Below are 14,090 nucleotides of genomic sequence, written 5' to 3' on the forward strand. Positions count from 1 at the left end.
GCCGAAGTTGCAGCCCGGCGAATGAAACCGGTCCCGATTCGGGACAGGCCGGGAACAGGGAATATGGGGCATATGATGGCGCAGGACGGCGAGGCTTCGGTCGAGGAGATTCTCGAATCGATCAAGAAGGTGATCGCACGCGACAACCGGGCCGGGGCGATGGAAACCCGGCGCCGGCGCGAAAGCGTGTCGGATCATGTCCTTGCGGACCGGGCCGAGCCTGCCCGCGCCCATGTGGTGCGTGACGAAGACGAGGTGCTCGACCTTGCCGAGATGGAATGCGCCCCCGAAGACACCGCACCGCTGCCGCCGGTCGAAGCCGAAGATGCGCCGCTGATTGCCGATACCGTGCGCGATGCGATGCACGAAAACCTCGCCGCACTGGCGATGCTGGCAGAGCCCGGTGCGCGGCCGCAGATCGTGCGTTCGGGCGAGACCTCATTGGAAGGGCTGACCCGCGAATTGCTGCGCCCGATGCTGGCACAATGGCTTGAAGCCAATCTGCCGGGCATGGTCGAAAAGCTGGTGCAGGCGGAAATCGCGCGGATCGTCGGCAAGCGTCCCTAGGCTGCACCACCCACGCTTTGCAGCACTGGCGCGTCGGCATAAGGCGGGCTAATCCCGCCATCATGCACAAGCTGATGATCTCCGGCGCGTCAGTCGCCGTCGCCGCCCTGTTCGCCGCTCCGCTTGCCGCGCAGGAAGCGCCCGCCGTTCCGGGCGTGACTGCCCCGCCGATGAGCGCCGAGGATCTCGTCACCCTGCCCCGCCTCGGTGCGCCTGCGGTCAACGCGGGCGGAACGCTGGCGGTTTACAGCGTCACCACCACCGATCCCGAAAGCCTGGCGCGCAGCACCGCGTTCTACCTGCTCGATCTGACTGCGGCAGGGGCTGCGCCGGTGGCGCTCGATTTCGGGATCGCGGCGTCCGATCCGGTGTTCGGCGCGGACGGGCAGCTCTATTTCCTCAGCAGCGAACATCCCGATGGCGAGGGGGTCGAGGCGCGCGGGCGGGTGTGGCGGGTCGGCCTGACCAAGGCGGGCATCAGCGGCACGCCGCAGCTGGTTGCAGGCTATCCCCACGCCGGGATCGAGGGCTTCAAACTCGCGCCCAATGGCAAGGCGATCGCCCTGTGGGCCGCCCTGCCCCGCGATTGCCCGAAATTCGGCTGCGCCGATGCCAAGCCGAAGCACCTGCCCGGCCCGGGCACCGGCCGGCTGTATGACGCAGCAGACGGCTTCGTGCGCCACTGGGACAGCTGGGAGACCCCCGGCACCCACAACCGCATCTTCGTCGCCCCGCTGACCGACGGGCGCGTTTCGGGCGCGGAAGTTCCGGTTGACGGCACCGATCCCGCCACCGGCCTCGTCGCCGACAGCCCCACCATGCCCTTCGGCGGCGCGGAGGAAGTGGCCTTCGCGCCCGATGGCAAGGCGCTCTATTTCACCGCGCGCAAGGCCGATGCGGCCGAGCCCACATCAACCAATCTCGACATCTATATGTCGGATCTCAAGGGCGCAGCGCCGGTGCTGCTGACCGATGGCAACACAGCCACCGACACCACCCCCGTGCCTTCGCCCGATGGCCGCTATCTGGCATGGCTCGCCATGGCCCGCCCGACTTACGAGGCGGACAGGCTGGCGGTGCAACTGCTCGACCTCAAGACCGGCAAGGCCCGCAACCTGACAGCGGACACCGATCTCAGTTTCGGCAGCCTGACGTGGAGCACGGATGGCAAGCACCTCATCGCCACCGCGCAGAAGGTGCTCGATACCCCCGCCTTCCGCATCGACATCGCCACCGGCGCGGTGACGGAACTCAACCTGATGGCCGGCAACGAGGCGCATATCGGCAACCTTGCCGCCCTGCCCGGCGGGCGGCTGCTGTTCACCCGCGATTCGCTCGGCAATCCGGCGGAGCTGTTCCTGTCGGATGGCGGCGCGCAGGCCCGCCCGCTGACCGATGTCGCCACCACCCTGATGGGCAAGCGCGCCAATATCGTCACCCGCCGTTTCAGCTTTGCCGGCGCGAATGGCGACACGGTGTGGGGCCAGATCACCCGGCTCGCCGACCAGACCGGCCCGATCCCCGCAATCCTCTATATCCACGGCGGGCCGCAGGGCAGCTTCAACGACAGCTGGTCGACCCGCTGGAACCCTCGCGTCACCGCCAGCCAGGGCTATGCGGTGATCTCGGTCGATTTCCATGGCAGCACCGGATACGGGCAGGCCTTCACCGATGCGATCAACAAGGACTGGGGCGGCAAGCCGCTCGAAGACCTGCAAAAGGGCCTCGACGCCGCCCTCGCGCTCGACCCGCAGATCGATGGCAGCCGCGCCTGCGCCATGGGGGCGAGCTATGGCGGCTACATGATCAACTGGATCGCCGGGCAGTGGCCCGACCGCTTCGATTGTCTCGTCAACCACAACGGATTGTTCGACAATCGCGCCTTTGCCTATTCGACCGAGGAACAGTGGTTCCCGCGCTGGGATTTCGGCGGCTCCTATGAACAGGCGCGGGAGACCTACGAGAAGTGGAACCCGGTCAACCATGTCGGCAAATGGCAGACCCCGATGCTGGTGGTGCTGGGCGAAAAGGATTTCCGCGTCCCCTACACGCAGGGGCTGGGCGCCTTCACCGCGCTTCAGGAACGCGGGATTCCGGCGCAATTGCTGGTGTTTCCGGATGAAAACCACTGGGTGCTCAAGGCCAAGAACTCGCTGCAATGGCACAACACCGTCTTCGCATGGCTGGGCCGCTGGCTGAAGGCGGACAAGCCGGAATGAGCCGGCAGGAACTGCTCTCGGCGCAAACCTCGCTCGCCAAGCATTACGGCGATCCGGCCAAGGCCAGCGCGATCACCCGCCACATCATGCTGTGTGCGGTATCGGACAAGCAGAAATGCTGTTCGCGCGAGGCGGGCGAGGAGGCGTGGGGCTTTCTCAAATCACGCCTGAAGGAACTGGGGCTGGTCGGCCCGCAGCGCACCGCCGACAGCAATCGCGGGCCGGGCGGCGGGGTGCAGCGCAGCAAGGCGGATTGTCTGCAAATCTGCGCGGCGGGGCCGGTCGCGGTCGTGTGGCCGGACGGGGTGTGGTATCATTCCTGCTCGCCCGCGGTGCTGGAGCGGATCATTCAGGAACATCTGGTCGGCGGAGTGCCGGTCGAGGAATTCCGGCTGATGCCCGCGCAATAGGTTCCGTTCGCCTCGAGCGTAGTCGAGAGGCCGGTGCGCAAGGTGTCTCGACTGACGACAGTATGTCGGCAGTTCATCCTGAGCCTGCCGAAGGGCTCGACACGAACGGGGACGGGGCGCGACGGCCCCTCAATCCTCTTTCGGGCTCCAGAATTCGTCCTTGGCGGGCATCTGGTTATCGACCGATTCATCGTGGCCGGTGCCGTTCGAAAGGAACACCAGCCCCATCAGCGCCCCGCCCAGCAGCATCGTCAGGCTGATGCCGAGCGCCACGGCGATGTAGAAATGCACCGAGACCATGCCGTTATAGGCAAACAGCAGGCCCATCGCGATGGCCACCACCAGCACGGTTGCGGCCAGCAGCAGCTTCATGATCTGGCGATAGCGCGCCCAGGCGTGGGCCGCATTCACAGGGTCATCGAGCGGAGATTTGCGGGTCATGGCCCAAGCCATGGCCTGCGCCGCCACGATTGGCAACGCGCAAAGGGTGCAAGTCAGCCCTCACGCCGCGCAATCATGCGGATTCGCCTTTTGGCGGGAAACATGTCACCTTCCTCATCCGATAGAGAGGGAGTCGTCATGAACATCGCTCGAATCATCGCCCAGCGCGGCCCATCCGACATCATCGCCTGCGACGTTGCGACGCCCGTGTCGCAGGTCGTCAGCACGCTCGCCAGCAAACGCATCGGCGCGCTGCCGGTGCTGCGCGATGGCCGCGTGGTCGGCATCGTGTCCGAACGCGACGTGATCTACCGCCTTGCCGATCACGGGGGCGCGTGCCTCGATCTGCCGGTCGAACAGATCATGACATCGCCTGCGGTCACGGTCGAACCTTCGACCACGATCGACGAGGCGCTGGGCATGATGACCCGCCGCCGTTTCCGCCACTTTCCGGTGGTCGAGGATGGCGCGCTGGTGGCGTTCATCTCGATCGGCGACCTGGTGAAGCACAAGATGGACGAGGTGCAGCACGAGGCCGAGGCGCTGCGCAACTATATCCAGGCGGTGTGACCGCTTGAGGATTGCGCCCGCGCGCCCTAGATTGTGACCATGAGCGCCGAGCCCCTGATCCTCACCCCGTCCGCCGCCAAGCGCGTGGCCTTCATCGCGCAGAAACAGTCGCGCCCGGCGATCCTGCGCCTTGCGGTCGAAGGCGGCGGGTGTTCGGGCTTCCAGTACAAGTTCGATCTGGCAGATGCCCCCGATGCCGATGACAGCGTCTCCGAAACCGATGGCGTGAAGCTGGTGGTCGATCCGGTCAGCCTCGATCTGATCGCGGGCAGCACGGTCGATTTCGTCGAATCGCTGGGCGGCGCGGCCTTCAAGGTCGAAAACCCGCAGGCCGCCGCAGGCTGCGGCTGCGGGGCCAGCTTCGGGATTTGAGTTGATCTCTTGCCCCGTCATTGCGAGGAGGCCCGCAAGGGCCGACGCGGCAATCCATGGACAGGCCTCGCCTCAGGCGGAAACGCTGGTCGATGGATTGCTTCGCTCCGCTCGCAATGACGAGGTAGCCCCATGAAAATCGCCACCTTCAACATCAACGGAATCAAGGCCCGCGGCCCGCGCCTTATCGAATGGCTTGAGGAAACGCGCCCCGCGGTCGCTTGCCTGCAGGAAATCAAGACGCAGGACGAAGGCTTCCCCGCGGGCGATTTCGAGGCGATCGGCTATTCGGCGATCTGGCACGGACAGAAGAGCTTCAACGGGGTCGCGATCCTCGTCGATACCCGCGCCGGATACACCCTTGCCGAAGTGCAGCGCGGGCTGGGCATCCCCGGTCCCAACGAAGGCGACGAGGAACAGGCGCGCTATCTCGAAGCCGATGTCTCGGGCGTGCGGATCGCCTGCCTGTATCTGCCCAACGGCAATCCCCATCCGGGGCCGAAATTCACCTACAAGCTGGCGTGGATGGCAAAGCTGCGCGAGCGCATGGCCGCGATCCGTGCCGAGGAAGTGCCCGCCGTGGTGCTCGGCGATTTCAACGTCATTCCCGAAGACAACGACGTGTGGTCGGTGAAGGCAATGGCGGACGATGCCCTGATGCAGCCCGAATCACGCGCCGCCTATGCGCGGCTGCTCAATGATGGCTGGACCGACGCGATCCGCACCCACAATCCGCGTGGGGGCGTGTGGACCTACTGGGACTATCAGGCCGGTGCATGGCAGCGCGATCACGGCTTCCGGATCGACCACATCCTGCTGTCACCCGAATGCGCCGACCGGCTCGATGCCTGCGGCGTCGACAAGGCCTATCGCGGACGCGAAAAGGCCAGCGACCACACGCCTGTTTGGGTGAAAATCAGAAACTGACCCAGCCTTAGGGCGATGACCGGCGCGCAGCGCCGCAAGGGCGACCGCCCGCCCGCGGCCGCTCGCCCGAAGGGCGAACAGCGGCGAGGATGAGCGATCAGCGATAAAAGATATGCGTGTCGATCTGGGCGAGGCGCGTCTTGGTGCGGCTCCAGCCGGGTTTGACGTAGCGGGCGTGGAAGAACACCGCTTCGCCCGCTTCGGATTCCCACAGGCCCTTGTGCGCGATTTCGGCGATGGCCACGGCGCGGGCCCAGGCGGGTGATCCGGTGCGGATCGCGGGCATACGGTTGCCGCGCATGAACGAGAACTGCCCCGGCTGTGACACGACGCCGCAATAGGAGCGCGGGAAGCGGCCGTCTTCGGTGCGGTTGATGATCACCTGCGCCACAGCCAGCTGGCCGGTCAGCGGCTCGCCGCGAGCCTCGAAATAGACCGCGCCGGCGAGGCAGTGCAGCTCTTCGGTGAGGGTCTGGCCGGTATCGACCATGCCGACCAGCTCGGCAAGCGAACCCGCCTCGGTCAGAACCGGCGCGGCAGGCGCAGGCGCGGGCGCGAGCGGCTGCACCACGGCTTCGGATACGAAGGTGATCGGGGTTTCAGGCACCAGTTCCGCATCATCGACCACATCGGTCACGGCGGACTGTTTATCGGCTGCCCGGGCCAGAGCGACGGCATCGGAGCCGCCGGGAAACATCGTGGTTGCGAAAGCCAGTCCGGCAATCGCGACAATCGTGGCAGTCTTGCGACTCATGAACTCTACAAATCGGGCGGTGAGCGCGCTCCGTCGCAGGCGGGAACCTTGATCCAGATCGTTTGGCGATGTGGGGGGGTTCGAAGAAGCCTGCCGGCCGCTCCCCGTCTGCGTGCTGGTCGATACGGCCGGATTGCCGCCCTGCCAGCCTGCGCTTCAGAGGTTGCGGCGGGCCGTTAGCCCCATCGCCGCGCAGGTCAACGCCAGTCGTTCAATTCCGCGACGAAGCGTTCGGGATCCGCGATGTCCACCTCGATCAGCCAGATATCGGCATCCTGCTGGCGACGACGGGCCAGATAATCGGTGAATTCCTGCCGGTTTTCAGGATTTTCCCGCTTTGCAGCAACATAAGTGCGCGATCCGTCAAGCTGCGGCATCCTTTCGTAAAGCACCGCGCCGCTGCCGCGACACTGCGTTACGACCAGGATCGTGCCCGTGTCCCGTTCCCCCTTGGCGAGCACTGCGGCGAACCCGCCCTGCGATTCGGCGAGGCGGATGATCGCACTCGCTTCGAGGTGGGCGGGCAGGCGGCCCTCCACCGCTACACGTCCGCCACGTAGCCCGGCAGGCTGGAGAGCGCCATGCGCGAACGCATGAAGGTGCCGGTGCCGCGCCCGATTTCCTCGCCCTCGCTATCGACCAGCCGCGCCTCGGCCACGAAGACGCGGCGCTTGCCGGTCACCCAGCGGCCCTCGGCCACCACGGTGCCTTCGCGCACCGGGCGGGTGAAGTGCAGGTTGAAACTGGTGGTCAGCAGAAAGCGGTCGGTCGCCAGCGTGTTGGCGGCATAGAAGGCCGCATCGTCGAGCATCTTGAAATAGATCGTCCCGTGCGCCGCGCCCGCCGCGTGATAATCTTCCGGGGTCACGGTGAAGGTCAGCCGCGACAAGCCCTCGCCCGGAATGTGCAAGGTGCTGGCAAACTTGCGATTGATCGGCGCCGAGGCATAGAGCCGTTCCAGCGCACGGTAATGCTGATCGGCACCGGTTGCGGATGAATTCTCGTCACTCACCGGCATCACACAGCGTTGCAGATCACGCGGCGTCGCGCAGGAACTGATCGGTCAGCAAGCCATAGACCGCCTCGGTGGTGGGGGCATCGGCGAGCATCTGGAGCATCGTTTCGTCCCGCGTCAGGCGCGAGATCGCCGCGAGCGCGTGGAGGTGCGTCGCCCCCGCATTCTCCGGCGAGACAAGCCCGCACACCAGCGAGACCGGGCGCGAATCCGCGGCTGCGAAATCGATCGGCTGCTCCAGCCGGATCAGCGCCAGCGACGGACGGCGCACGGCCTTGCTGCGGCAATGCGGGATCGCCACCCCGCGCCCGAAGCCGGTGCTGCCCAGCGCCTCGCGCGCTTCGAGGTTTTCGAGCACCTCGCCCGCATCCAGCCCGTAGGCATCGGCGAGCAGCTGCGCGGTCTGCGCCAGCACCTTCGGCTTGCTGTCCAGCCGGGCGAACGCGATCGCCTTCGGAGATAGGGCTAGGTTGACGTCCATTGTGTTGATGATCCCGATAAACTGCGCCCTTGTGCGGCGAATATCCGGACCGGATATGCTGGAACAGCATCGCCGGGCCGGGGCGGTGAGCCCCTCCTGCTACCGCCGCCTGAACCTTTGGACGCCGGCCTTCCGGCAATCGCGGAAGGCCAACGCGGCTCTATTTCGGTTCGACCCATCCGATCGAACCATCGGCCCGCCGATAAACCATATTATGCCTGCCGGTGCCAGCATTTTTGAAAAACAGCGCGCCCGTGTTCCGCAGGTCCATCAGCATCACCGCATCCGCGACAGTGGCGGTGGGAATGTCGACGCGGGTTTCGGCGATCACCAGCGGGGCATCGGCAACAACCTCTTCTTCCTCGTCTTCCTCGACGGCGAAGATGGTGTAGGCGGCCTCTTCCTCGTTGCGGGCGTGATCGGCCTGCTGGTGGCGATCTGTCAGCCGGCGCTTGTAGCGGCGCAGCTGCTTTTCGATCTTCGCTGCCGCATCATCCAGCGCGATATGGGCATCCTGCGCGCTGCCTTGCGCCTTCAGGATCAGCCCCTGCATCACATGGGTGACGATATCGCAGGTAAAGGCCCCGGCGGGCGCCTTGCCGAAGGTGACATGGGATGACAGCGCGCGGTCGAAATACTTGTCGACGATTGTGCCCAACCGGTCAGCCGCATGTTCCTGCAAGGCTGCGCCGGTTTCCATCTGGTGGCCGGAAATCCGAATATCCATAAGCTGTCAGTCCTCCCGTCAATGATGACGATCCCGTGTCTGATCGTGGACCGCTGAACCCTCAGCGGTTCCAGATCGCGTTGTCGATCCCGGCAATGAATGCACGGTGGCGTTCCAGCTCCTCCGGGCTGGCAACATGAGGGCGGGGTTCGCGCCGGGGCTTGTCCGTGGCCGGACGGTGCCAGGGCGCGTTGGTGGTGGTGGTGGTGGCGGAATCGCCCGCCGGATCGCTATCGACCAGACCAAGCCCGATCTGGCGACCGCCGGTCAGTTCGACATAGACCTGCGCGAGCAGTTCGGCATCGAGCAGCGCGCCATGCTTGACCCGGTGCGAGCGATCGATGCCGTAGCGGGTGCACAGCGCATCGAGGCTGAGCTTGGAACCGGGGTGCTTCTTGCGGGCGATGGCGACGGTATCGACCATCCGTTCCATGCTGATCGGTGCGCGCCCGATCAGCTCCAGCTCGTTGTTGAGAAAGCCGAAATCGAACCCGGCATTATGCGCCACCAGCGGTGCATCGCCGAGGAATTCGAGCAGTTCGTCCGCGCTGTCGGCAAATCTTGGCTTGGTCGCCAGGAAGGCGGCAGACAGGCCGTGCACCCGTTCCGCCTCGGGCGGCATGTCGCGTTCGGGGTTGAAATAGGCGTGGAAGGTGCGGCCCGTTTCAACCCGGCCGATCATCTCGATGCACCCGATTTCCACCATGCGATCCCCGGTCTTGGGATCGAGCCCGGTGGTTTCGGTATCGAAGATCACTTCACGCATTTGCCGGACTATCTGCCCAAGTCGGGTGACTTGCAAGCGCTGGCTGCAATCAAAATGACGCAATCACAACGTGGCGATCAGCGCTGCGACCTGGGCGCGGGTTTCTTCCAGCGAGGTGCCGGTATCGATCACGTGATCGGCGCGTTCGCGCTTGTGCGAATCGTGCAGTTGCAGGCCGAAGATGTGTTCGAACTTCTGTTCGGTCATGCCCGGACGGGCGAGCACGCGGGCGCGCTGCACGGCTTCGGGGGCGGAGACGACGACGATGGTATCGACTGCTTCGTGCCCGCCGCGCTCGAACAGCAGCGGAATGTCGAACACCACGGCGCGCTTGTCGTGATGCTGTTCGAGGAACGCGGCGCGCTTGGCCGCCACCGCCGGGTGGACGATCGCTTCCAGACGGTGCAGCGCTTCCTTGTCGGCAAAGACCTGATGGCCCAGCCGGTCGCGGTCCACGCCATCGGGGCCGGTGCTGCCGGGAAAGGCGGCCTCGATCGCGGGGAGCAATTCGCCCCCCGGCCCCTGCATGGCGCGCACTTCGGCATCGGCATCGAAGACGGGGATTCCGGCCTCGGCAAACATCTGCGCGACGGTCGACTTGCCCATGCCGATGGAGCCGGTGAGGCCGATGATCTTCGGTTGCGTCATTGCGTCAGGATGGTCCGGAGTTCACTGTCACGCTCGCGCGGGGGCGCGGCGCCGAAGAAGCGCTCAAAGGCGACCGCCGCCTGCCCGATCAGCATGGCAAGGCCATCGATGGTGCGGTGGCCCCTGGCCGCCGCGCCTTGCAGGAACGCGGTGTCGAGCGGGGCGGTGACGATGTCATAGGCGATGGCACCGGGCGGCGCGTGGCTCCAGTCGAAGGCGAGGGGGGCCTGCCCCTGCATCCCCAGCGACGAGGCATTGATCACCAGATCGCAGCATCCCTCGCGGTCATCGAAGGCAAAATCGGTCGGATCGGCAAAGTGCGAAAGATGGATCGCATGGTGCTCGCCCTTGGGGGCAAGTTCGTCGAGCAGGGCGCGGGCCTTGGCCGGATCGCGCCCGGCGACCACCAGTGTGAAGCCTTGCCCCGCCAGCGCCGCGATGATCGCCCGCGCCGCGCCGCCGGTGCCGATGATGCGGGCCATGCGGAAATAGTGCGTCTGGCCCAGCACCGCCTTCAGCGGCTCCAGAAACCCGCTTGCATCGGTGTTGGTGCCGCTTAGCCCGCCCTTGCCCCCCGGCAGGATGGTGTTGACCGCGCCGATGCTGTCAGCCGGCGCCTCGATATGATCCAGCAGCGGCATCACGGCCTGCTTGTGCGGCATGGTGACATTGCACCCGCGCCACAGGGGGTCATCGCGGCGCTGCCGGAGGTAATCGGCGAGCTCATCGGCTCTGACATGGCAGGCGCGGTATTCGGCATCGATCCCCAGCTTCTCGAGCCAGAAATTGTGGATTTTCGGGGATTTGGACTGGGCGATGGGATCGCCGATCACCTCGGCATAGGCCTGTCCTGAGCTCTGTCGAAGGGGGCGGGTCATGCGATCAGCACCCCTTCCTCGCGCAGCGCCCCCAGCAAGGGCAGCAGCGGCATGCCGAGCACGGTGAACTGGTCGCCCTCGATCGCCGAGAACAATTGCACCCCCGGCCCCTCGATCCGGAAGGCGCCTACGGTATGGCCGATGGCTGGCCATTCAAGCGCCAGATAATGCGCGATAAACTCCTCCGAGAGTTCGCGCACATGCAGGCGCGCAAGGCTGGCATGGCTCCACGCGCACCCGTCGCCGCGCACCAGAGCGGCAGCCGAATGAAGCTCCATCACCTGTCCGGAGAAAAACCGCAGATGCTCCGCGGCTTCATCGCGGGAAGCAGGCTTGTCGAAGCGGCGGCCGGCGCACACCACCAGCGAATCCGAACCCAGCACAAGGGCTTGTGGGTGCAGCGAGGCAACCGCAGCCGCCTTGGCTACGGCCAGCGCTTCCGCCACCTCGGCGGGGCCAGCGCCTTCAAGCCCGGCCTCGACCGCGCGTTCGTCGATATCGGCGGGAATGCTATGGTAGGCTACGCCCGCCGCATCGAGCATCGCCCGGCGCGAGGCCGATTTGCTGGCGAGGATCAGGGTCATATCGGCCAGAGTCATATCGGCTTGTCAACTCCGTCGACCTGTGCGGGTCGCCGCTCGCGCTCCTGCGCCAGACGGATGATCGCGGCGGCGGTTTCCTCGATCGAGCGGCGGGTGACGTCGATCACCGGCCAGCCATTATCGCCGAACATCCGCCGGGCAAATTGCAGCTCGGCCTTCACCCGGTCATTATCGACATAGGCGGTCTCGGTTGCTTCGTTGAGCGACAGCAGCCGGTTGCGGCGGATCTGGACCAGCCGTTCCGGCGACGTCGTCAGCCCCACCACCAGCGGATGGCGCAGGCGGTAAAGCGCCGAGGGCGGCGGGCTTTCCACCACCAGCGGGATATTGGCGACCTTGTAACCGCGATTGGCGAGATAGATCGAGGTCGGCGTCTTGGACGAGCGCGACACGCCCACCAGCACGATATCGGCCTCCTCCCACTCCTCGTGGCCGAGGCCGTCGTCATGGGCGATGGTGTACTGGATCGCATCGACGCGCTTGAAATAGGTCTCGTCCATCATGTGCTGGCGACCGGGGCGGCCATGGGCTTCCTGCCCCAGCTGCGCCTCCAGCGCGGCGGTCACCTGGTCGAGCACGGGCACGGCCGGAAGCCCGAGATGGCGGCAATGCTCCTCCAGCCGCTTGCGGGTTTCGGGGTTCACCAGCGTATAGAGCACCAGCCCCGGATGCGCAGCGAGATCGGGCACGATCCGGTCGAGGTGCTGCAAAGACCGCACCATCGGCCAGAAATGGCGGTTTACGCTTGGGTTGTCGAACTGCGCCAGCGCCGCCTTGGCGATCATTTCCAGCGTCTCGCCGGTCGAATCCGATACAAGGTGCAGGTTGAGTCGGTTCATGCGGAGAGTTCGTTCGGACGCCTGTGGACAGATTGCCGCATAAACCATGGGAGGGCGGGGCTAACAAGCAGGGGAGCAATTTTCATGCCCGCTCCCGGCCTTTTCGCAAGGCTATTTGCCCACACGGGACAAGTTTTGTCGACAGGCTGGGAATAGTGGGGATAAAGCTGGCTTGACGTCCAATCCGTGCGGATTCGGTGGGGGCTTGAGTCACAGGGGGAGACTGGGGGTAATCGGACAGAGGCCGGTAATTCCCGCTTTCCACAGGGCCAACAGACTCCATCAGTCTCTTTATAATTTGAATTGATTTGTTTTAAGGAACCCTATGCCCGGTCCGCTTCTCGATACGCTCAAAGGTGTCCGTCAGGACGTCGCCCCCGTCTGGCTCATGCGACAGGCTGGGCGTTATCTGCCGGAATACCGCGAATTGCGCGCCGAAAAGGGCGGGTTTCTCGAACTGGTTTACGACAGTGAGGCAGCCGCCGAGATCACTGTCCAGCCGATCCGGCGGTTCGGCTTCGATGGCGCGATCCTGTTTTCCGACATCCTGATCGTACCGCACGCGATGGGGCAGGGGCTGACCTTCCAGGCTGGCGAAGGTCCGCACCTGTCGCCGACGCTGCTTGAGGTTGGGCTGGATTCCTTCACGCCCGCCTTCGAACGGTTCGAGCCGGTGTACGAAACCGTGCGCCTTACCCGCCAGCAGATCGGGCCGGCGGTGACGATGCTCGGCTTTGCGGGCAGCCCCTGGACGGTTGCGACCTATATGATCGCGGGCGAGGGGTCGAAGGATCAGGGCCCGGCGCGGCTTCTGGCCTATCGCGATCCGGCGCATTTGCAGGCGATCATCGATGCCATCATCGATGTTTCGGTAACCTATCTGCGCGGCCAGATCGATGCGGGCGCGGAAGCGGTGCAACTGTTCGACAGCTGGGCCGGCAGCCTTGCGCCCGACCAGTTCGAGAAATGGGTCGTCGCGCCCAATGCGGCGATCACCGCGAAGCTCAAGGAAACGCACCCCGATACGCCGGTCATCGGCTTTCCCAAGGGCGCCGGGGCCAAGCTGCCCGCCTATGCCCGCGAGACAGGGGTGGACGCGGTCGGCCTCGACGAGACGCTCGATCCGGTGTGGGCACACCAGAGCCTGCCGCAGGGCATGCCGGTGCAAGGCAACTTCGATCCGCTGCTGCTCGAAGCGGGCGGCCCTGCGCTGGCCGAGCGGGTCAAGACCATCATCGCCGCTTTCGAGGATCGCCCGCATGTCTTCAACCTCGGCCACGGGATCGGGCAGTTCACGCCGATTGCGCATGTCGAGGAATTGCTCGCCGCGCTAAGGGGTTAAGCCTGTGCAGGACACGCTGCTGTCGATCTATCTGTTCCTCAAATCGGGCCATGTCATCTTCATGGTGTTCTGGCTGGCGGGGCTGTTCATGCTGCCGCGCCAGTGCATCTACATGCTCGATCACGCGGCGGGTTCCGAAGGTGAGGCCAAGTGGGCGACCCGCATGGGCAAGCTCCGCAAGATCATCCTCACCCCGGCAATGATCATCGTCTGGGTGCTGGGGCTGACGATGGCGATTGCAGGCGGGCATTTCAGCAATGGCGGGTGGCTGCATGCCAAGCTGGCGCTGGTGCTGGCGCTGACCGGTTACCACGGCTGGCTGGTCGGGCAGACCAAGAAGATGGCGCGGGGGGAACGTCCGCTGAGCGAAAAGCAGCTGCGCATGATCGGCGAAGTTCCGGGCCTGCTGCTGATCGTGATCGTGCTGCTGGTCTATCTGAAACCGTTCTGAGGCACCGCGCGCCCGTCGCAATCGCTGATTGACCTTGCGGCGGCGCGCTTCTATCTCGCATCCACCTATCCGGTAGGTGGC

General features: G+C 65.3%; 19 protein-coding genes. 8 read left to right on the forward strand and 11 right to left on the reverse strand.

The features are described from left to right. The first annotated feature begins 75 nt into the window (after nucleotides 1–75). From ACU0AG_RS08630 to ACU0AG_RS08640, 3 genes are all read left to right on the forward strand, one after another. The gene (locus tag ACU0AG_RS08630) at nucleotides 76–567 is read left to right on the forward strand and encodes a DUF2497 domain-containing protein (protein ID WP_482782050.1); all 492 of its coding nucleotides are present in this window, start codon (nucleotides 76–78) and stop codon (nucleotides 565–567) included. Nucleotides 568–629: 62 nt separating this feature from the next. Further along, on the forward strand, nucleotides 630–2,786 hold the full coding sequence (locus tag ACU0AG_RS08635; protein WP_482781868.1) for a dipeptidyl-peptidase 5: 2,157 nt from the start codon (nucleotides 630–632) through the stop codon (nucleotides 2,784–2,786). Then, nucleotides 2,783–3,196 (forward strand): (2Fe-2S) ferredoxin domain-containing protein, encoded by a 414-nt coding sequence (locus tag ACU0AG_RS08640; RefSeq protein ID WP_482781869.1) that lies wholly within the window; start codon nucleotides 2,783–2,785, stop codon nucleotides 3,194–3,196. The genes ACU0AG_RS08635 and ACU0AG_RS08640 overlap by 4 nt, the downstream gene beginning before the upstream one ends. A 129-nt stretch (nucleotides 3,197–3,325) precedes the next feature. Here the strand turns inward: ACU0AG_RS08640 and ACU0AG_RS08645 are convergent, their stop codons facing one another. Next, entirely contained in the window at nucleotides 3,326–3,637 is a 312-nt protein-coding gene (locus ACU0AG_RS08645; protein ID WP_482781870.1) for a hypothetical protein, read from the reverse strand. A gap of 138 nt (nucleotides 3,638–3,775) precedes the next feature. Here ACU0AG_RS08645 and ACU0AG_RS08650 point away from each other — a divergent pair, with 138 nt between their 5' ends. The 3 genes from ACU0AG_RS08650 to xth all read left to right on the forward strand — a co-directional run bounded on the left by ACU0AG_RS08650 (nucleotide 3,776) and on the right by xth (nucleotide 5,506). Then, entirely contained in the window at nucleotides 3,776–4,207 is a 432-nt protein-coding gene (locus tag ACU0AG_RS08650) for a CBS domain-containing protein (protein WP_482781871.1), read from the forward strand. Nucleotides 4,208–4,246: 39 nt separating this feature from the next. Next, on the forward strand, nucleotides 4,247–4,579 hold the full coding sequence (locus tag ACU0AG_RS08655) for a HesB/IscA family protein (RefSeq protein WP_482781872.1): 333 nt from the start codon (nucleotides 4,247–4,249) through the stop codon (nucleotides 4,577–4,579). Between the two features lie 132 nt (nucleotides 4,580–4,711). After that, a complete protein-coding gene (gene xth, locus ACU0AG_RS08660) occupies nucleotides 4,712–5,506 on the forward strand; it encodes an exodeoxyribonuclease III (RefSeq protein ID WP_482781873.1) in 795 nt (264 codons plus the stop codon). Nucleotides 5,507–5,603: 97 nt separating this feature from the next. Here xth and ACU0AG_RS08665 read toward each other — a convergent pair whose 3' ends face one another. The 10 genes from ACU0AG_RS08665 to ACU0AG_RS08710 form a co-directional block, all read right to left on the reverse strand. After that, a complete protein-coding gene (locus ACU0AG_RS08665) occupies nucleotides 5,604–6,260 on the reverse strand; it encodes a cell wall hydrolase (RefSeq protein ID WP_482781874.1) in 657 nt (218 codons plus the stop codon). A 197-nt stretch (nucleotides 6,261–6,457) separates the two neighbouring features. Further along, nucleotides 6,458–6,799 carry a DUF1491 family protein gene (locus ACU0AG_RS08670; protein WP_482781875.1) on the reverse strand — a complete coding sequence of 114 codons (342 nt, stop codon included), beginning with the start codon at nucleotides 6,797–6,799 and terminating at the stop codon, nucleotides 6,458–6,460. A gap of 2 nt (nucleotides 6,800–6,801) precedes the next feature. Next, entirely contained in the window at nucleotides 6,802–7,278 is a 477-nt protein-coding gene (locus tag ACU0AG_RS08675; protein WP_482781876.1) for a PaaI family thioesterase, read from the reverse strand. Nucleotides 7,279–7,294: 16 nt separating this feature from the next. Further along, nucleotides 7,295–7,756, reverse strand: a complete 462-nt coding sequence (locus ACU0AG_RS08680) for a PTS sugar transporter subunit IIA (protein ID WP_482781877.1) — start codon at nucleotides 7,754–7,756, stop codon at nucleotides 7,295–7,297. Nucleotides 7,757–7,916: 160 nt separating this feature from the next. Then, nucleotides 7,917–8,483 carry a ribosome hibernation-promoting factor, HPF/YfiA family gene (gene hpf, locus ACU0AG_RS08685; RefSeq protein WP_482781878.1) on the reverse strand — a complete coding sequence of 189 codons (567 nt, stop codon included), beginning with the start codon at nucleotides 8,481–8,483 and terminating at the stop codon, nucleotides 7,917–7,919. Between the two features lie 61 nt (nucleotides 8,484–8,544). Further along, entirely contained in the window at nucleotides 8,545–9,249 is a 705-nt protein-coding gene (gene dnaQ / locus ACU0AG_RS08690) for a DNA polymerase III subunit epsilon (RefSeq protein ID WP_482781879.1), read from the reverse strand. A 63-nt stretch (nucleotides 9,250–9,312) separates the two neighbouring features. Then, nucleotides 9,313–9,897: a dephospho-CoA kinase gene (gene coaE, locus ACU0AG_RS08695; protein WP_482781880.1), complete on the reverse strand. Its 585-nt coding sequence runs from the start codon at nucleotides 9,895–9,897 to the stop codon at nucleotides 9,313–9,315. Further along, nucleotides 9,894–10,775, reverse strand: coding sequence for a shikimate dehydrogenase (aroE, locus tag ACU0AG_RS08700; protein ID WP_482781881.1), 882 nt, complete (start codon nucleotides 10,773–10,775; stop codon nucleotides 9,894–9,896). Before aroE ends, coaE begins: the two co-directional genes overlap by 4 nt. Then, nucleotides 10,772–11,374 carry a Maf family nucleotide pyrophosphatase gene (locus ACU0AG_RS08705; protein WP_482781882.1) on the reverse strand — a complete coding sequence of 201 codons (603 nt, stop codon included), beginning with the start codon at nucleotides 11,372–11,374 and terminating at the stop codon, nucleotides 10,772–10,774. Before ACU0AG_RS08705 ends, aroE begins: the two co-directional genes overlap by 4 nt. Further along, nucleotides 11,371–12,216, reverse strand: a complete 846-nt coding sequence (locus tag ACU0AG_RS08710) for a pyruvate, water dikinase regulatory protein (RefSeq protein WP_482781883.1) — start codon at nucleotides 12,214–12,216, stop codon at nucleotides 11,371–11,373. Before ACU0AG_RS08710 ends, ACU0AG_RS08705 begins: the two co-directional genes overlap by 4 nt. Before the next feature lie 325 nt (nucleotides 12,217–12,541). On the opposite strand from ACU0AG_RS08710, the gene hemE reads away from it, so the two are divergent. Both hemE and ACU0AG_RS08720 read left to right on the forward strand, forming a co-directional pair. Beyond that, on the forward strand, nucleotides 12,542–13,558 hold the full coding sequence (hemE, locus tag ACU0AG_RS08715) for a uroporphyrinogen decarboxylase (protein ID WP_482781884.1): 1,017 nt from the start codon (nucleotides 12,542–12,544) through the stop codon (nucleotides 13,556–13,558). Between the two features lie 4 nt (nucleotides 13,559–13,562). Then, nucleotides 13,563–14,009: a CopD family protein gene (locus ACU0AG_RS08720; protein ID WP_482781885.1), complete on the forward strand. Its 447-nt coding sequence runs from the start codon at nucleotides 13,563–13,565 to the stop codon at nucleotides 14,007–14,009. Nucleotides 14,010–14,090 lie beyond the last annotated feature (81 nt).

This window comes from Erythrobacter sp. RANMB8 (assembly GCF_056848235.1).

Bases quoted from the DNA above. Each gene is read 5' to 3' on its own strand.
- ACU0AG_RS08630 (WP_482782050.1), top strand. From the start codon at position 76: ATGGCGCAGGACGGCGAGGCTTCGGTCGAGGAGATTCTCGAATCGATC.
- ACU0AG_RS08635 (WP_482781868.1), top strand. From the start codon at position 630: ATGCACAAGCTGATGATCTCCGGCGCGTCAGTCGCCGTCGCCGCCCTG.
- ACU0AG_RS08640 (WP_482781869.1), top strand. From the start codon at position 2,783: ATGAGCCGGCAGGAACTGCTCTCGGCGCAAACCTCGCTCGCCAAGCAT.
- ACU0AG_RS08645 (WP_482781870.1), bottom strand. From the start codon at position 3,637: ATGACCCGCAAATCTCCGCTCGATGACCCTGTGAATGCGGCCCACGCC.
- ACU0AG_RS08650 (WP_482781871.1), top strand. From the start codon at position 3,776: ATGAACATCGCTCGAATCATCGCCCAGCGCGGCCCATCCGACATCATC.
- ACU0AG_RS08655 (WP_482781872.1), top strand. From the start codon at position 4,247: ATGAGCGCCGAGCCCCTGATCCTCACCCCGTCCGCCGCCAAGCGCGTG.
- xth (WP_482781873.1), top strand. From the start codon at position 4,712: ATGAAAATCGCCACCTTCAACATCAACGGAATCAAGGCCCGCGGCCCG.
- ACU0AG_RS08665 (WP_482781874.1), bottom strand. From the start codon at position 6,260: ATGAGTCGCAAGACTGCCACGATTGTCGCGATTGCCGGACTGGCTTTC.
- ACU0AG_RS08675 (WP_482781876.1), bottom strand. From the start codon at position 7,278: ATGCCGGTGAGTGACGAGAATTCATCCGCAACCGGTGCCGATCAGCAT.
- ACU0AG_RS08680 (WP_482781877.1), bottom strand. From the start codon at position 7,756: ATGGACGTCAACCTAGCCCTATCTCCGAAGGCGATCGCGTTCGCCCGG.
- hpf (WP_482781878.1), bottom strand. From the start codon at position 8,483: ATGGATATTCGGATTTCCGGCCACCAGATGGAAACCGGCGCAGCCTTG.
- dnaQ (WP_482781879.1), bottom strand. From the start codon at position 9,249: ATGCGTGAAGTGATCTTCGATACCGAAACCACCGGGCTCGATCCCAAG.
- coaE (WP_482781880.1), bottom strand. From the start codon at position 9,897: ATGACGCAACCGAAGATCATCGGCCTCACCGGCTCCATCGGCATGGGC.
- aroE (WP_482781881.1), bottom strand. From the start codon at position 10,775: ATGACCCGCCCCCTTCGACAGAGCTCAGGACAGGCCTATGCCGAGGTG.
- ACU0AG_RS08705 (WP_482781882.1), bottom strand. From the start codon at position 11,374: ATGACTCTGGCCGATATGACCCTGATCCTCGCCAGCAAATCGGCCTCG.
- ACU0AG_RS08710 (WP_482781883.1), bottom strand. From the start codon at position 12,216: ATGAACCGACTCAACCTGCACCTTGTATCGGATTCGACCGGCGAGACG.
- hemE (WP_482781884.1), top strand. From the start codon at position 12,542: ATGCCCGGTCCGCTTCTCGATACGCTCAAAGGTGTCCGTCAGGACGTC.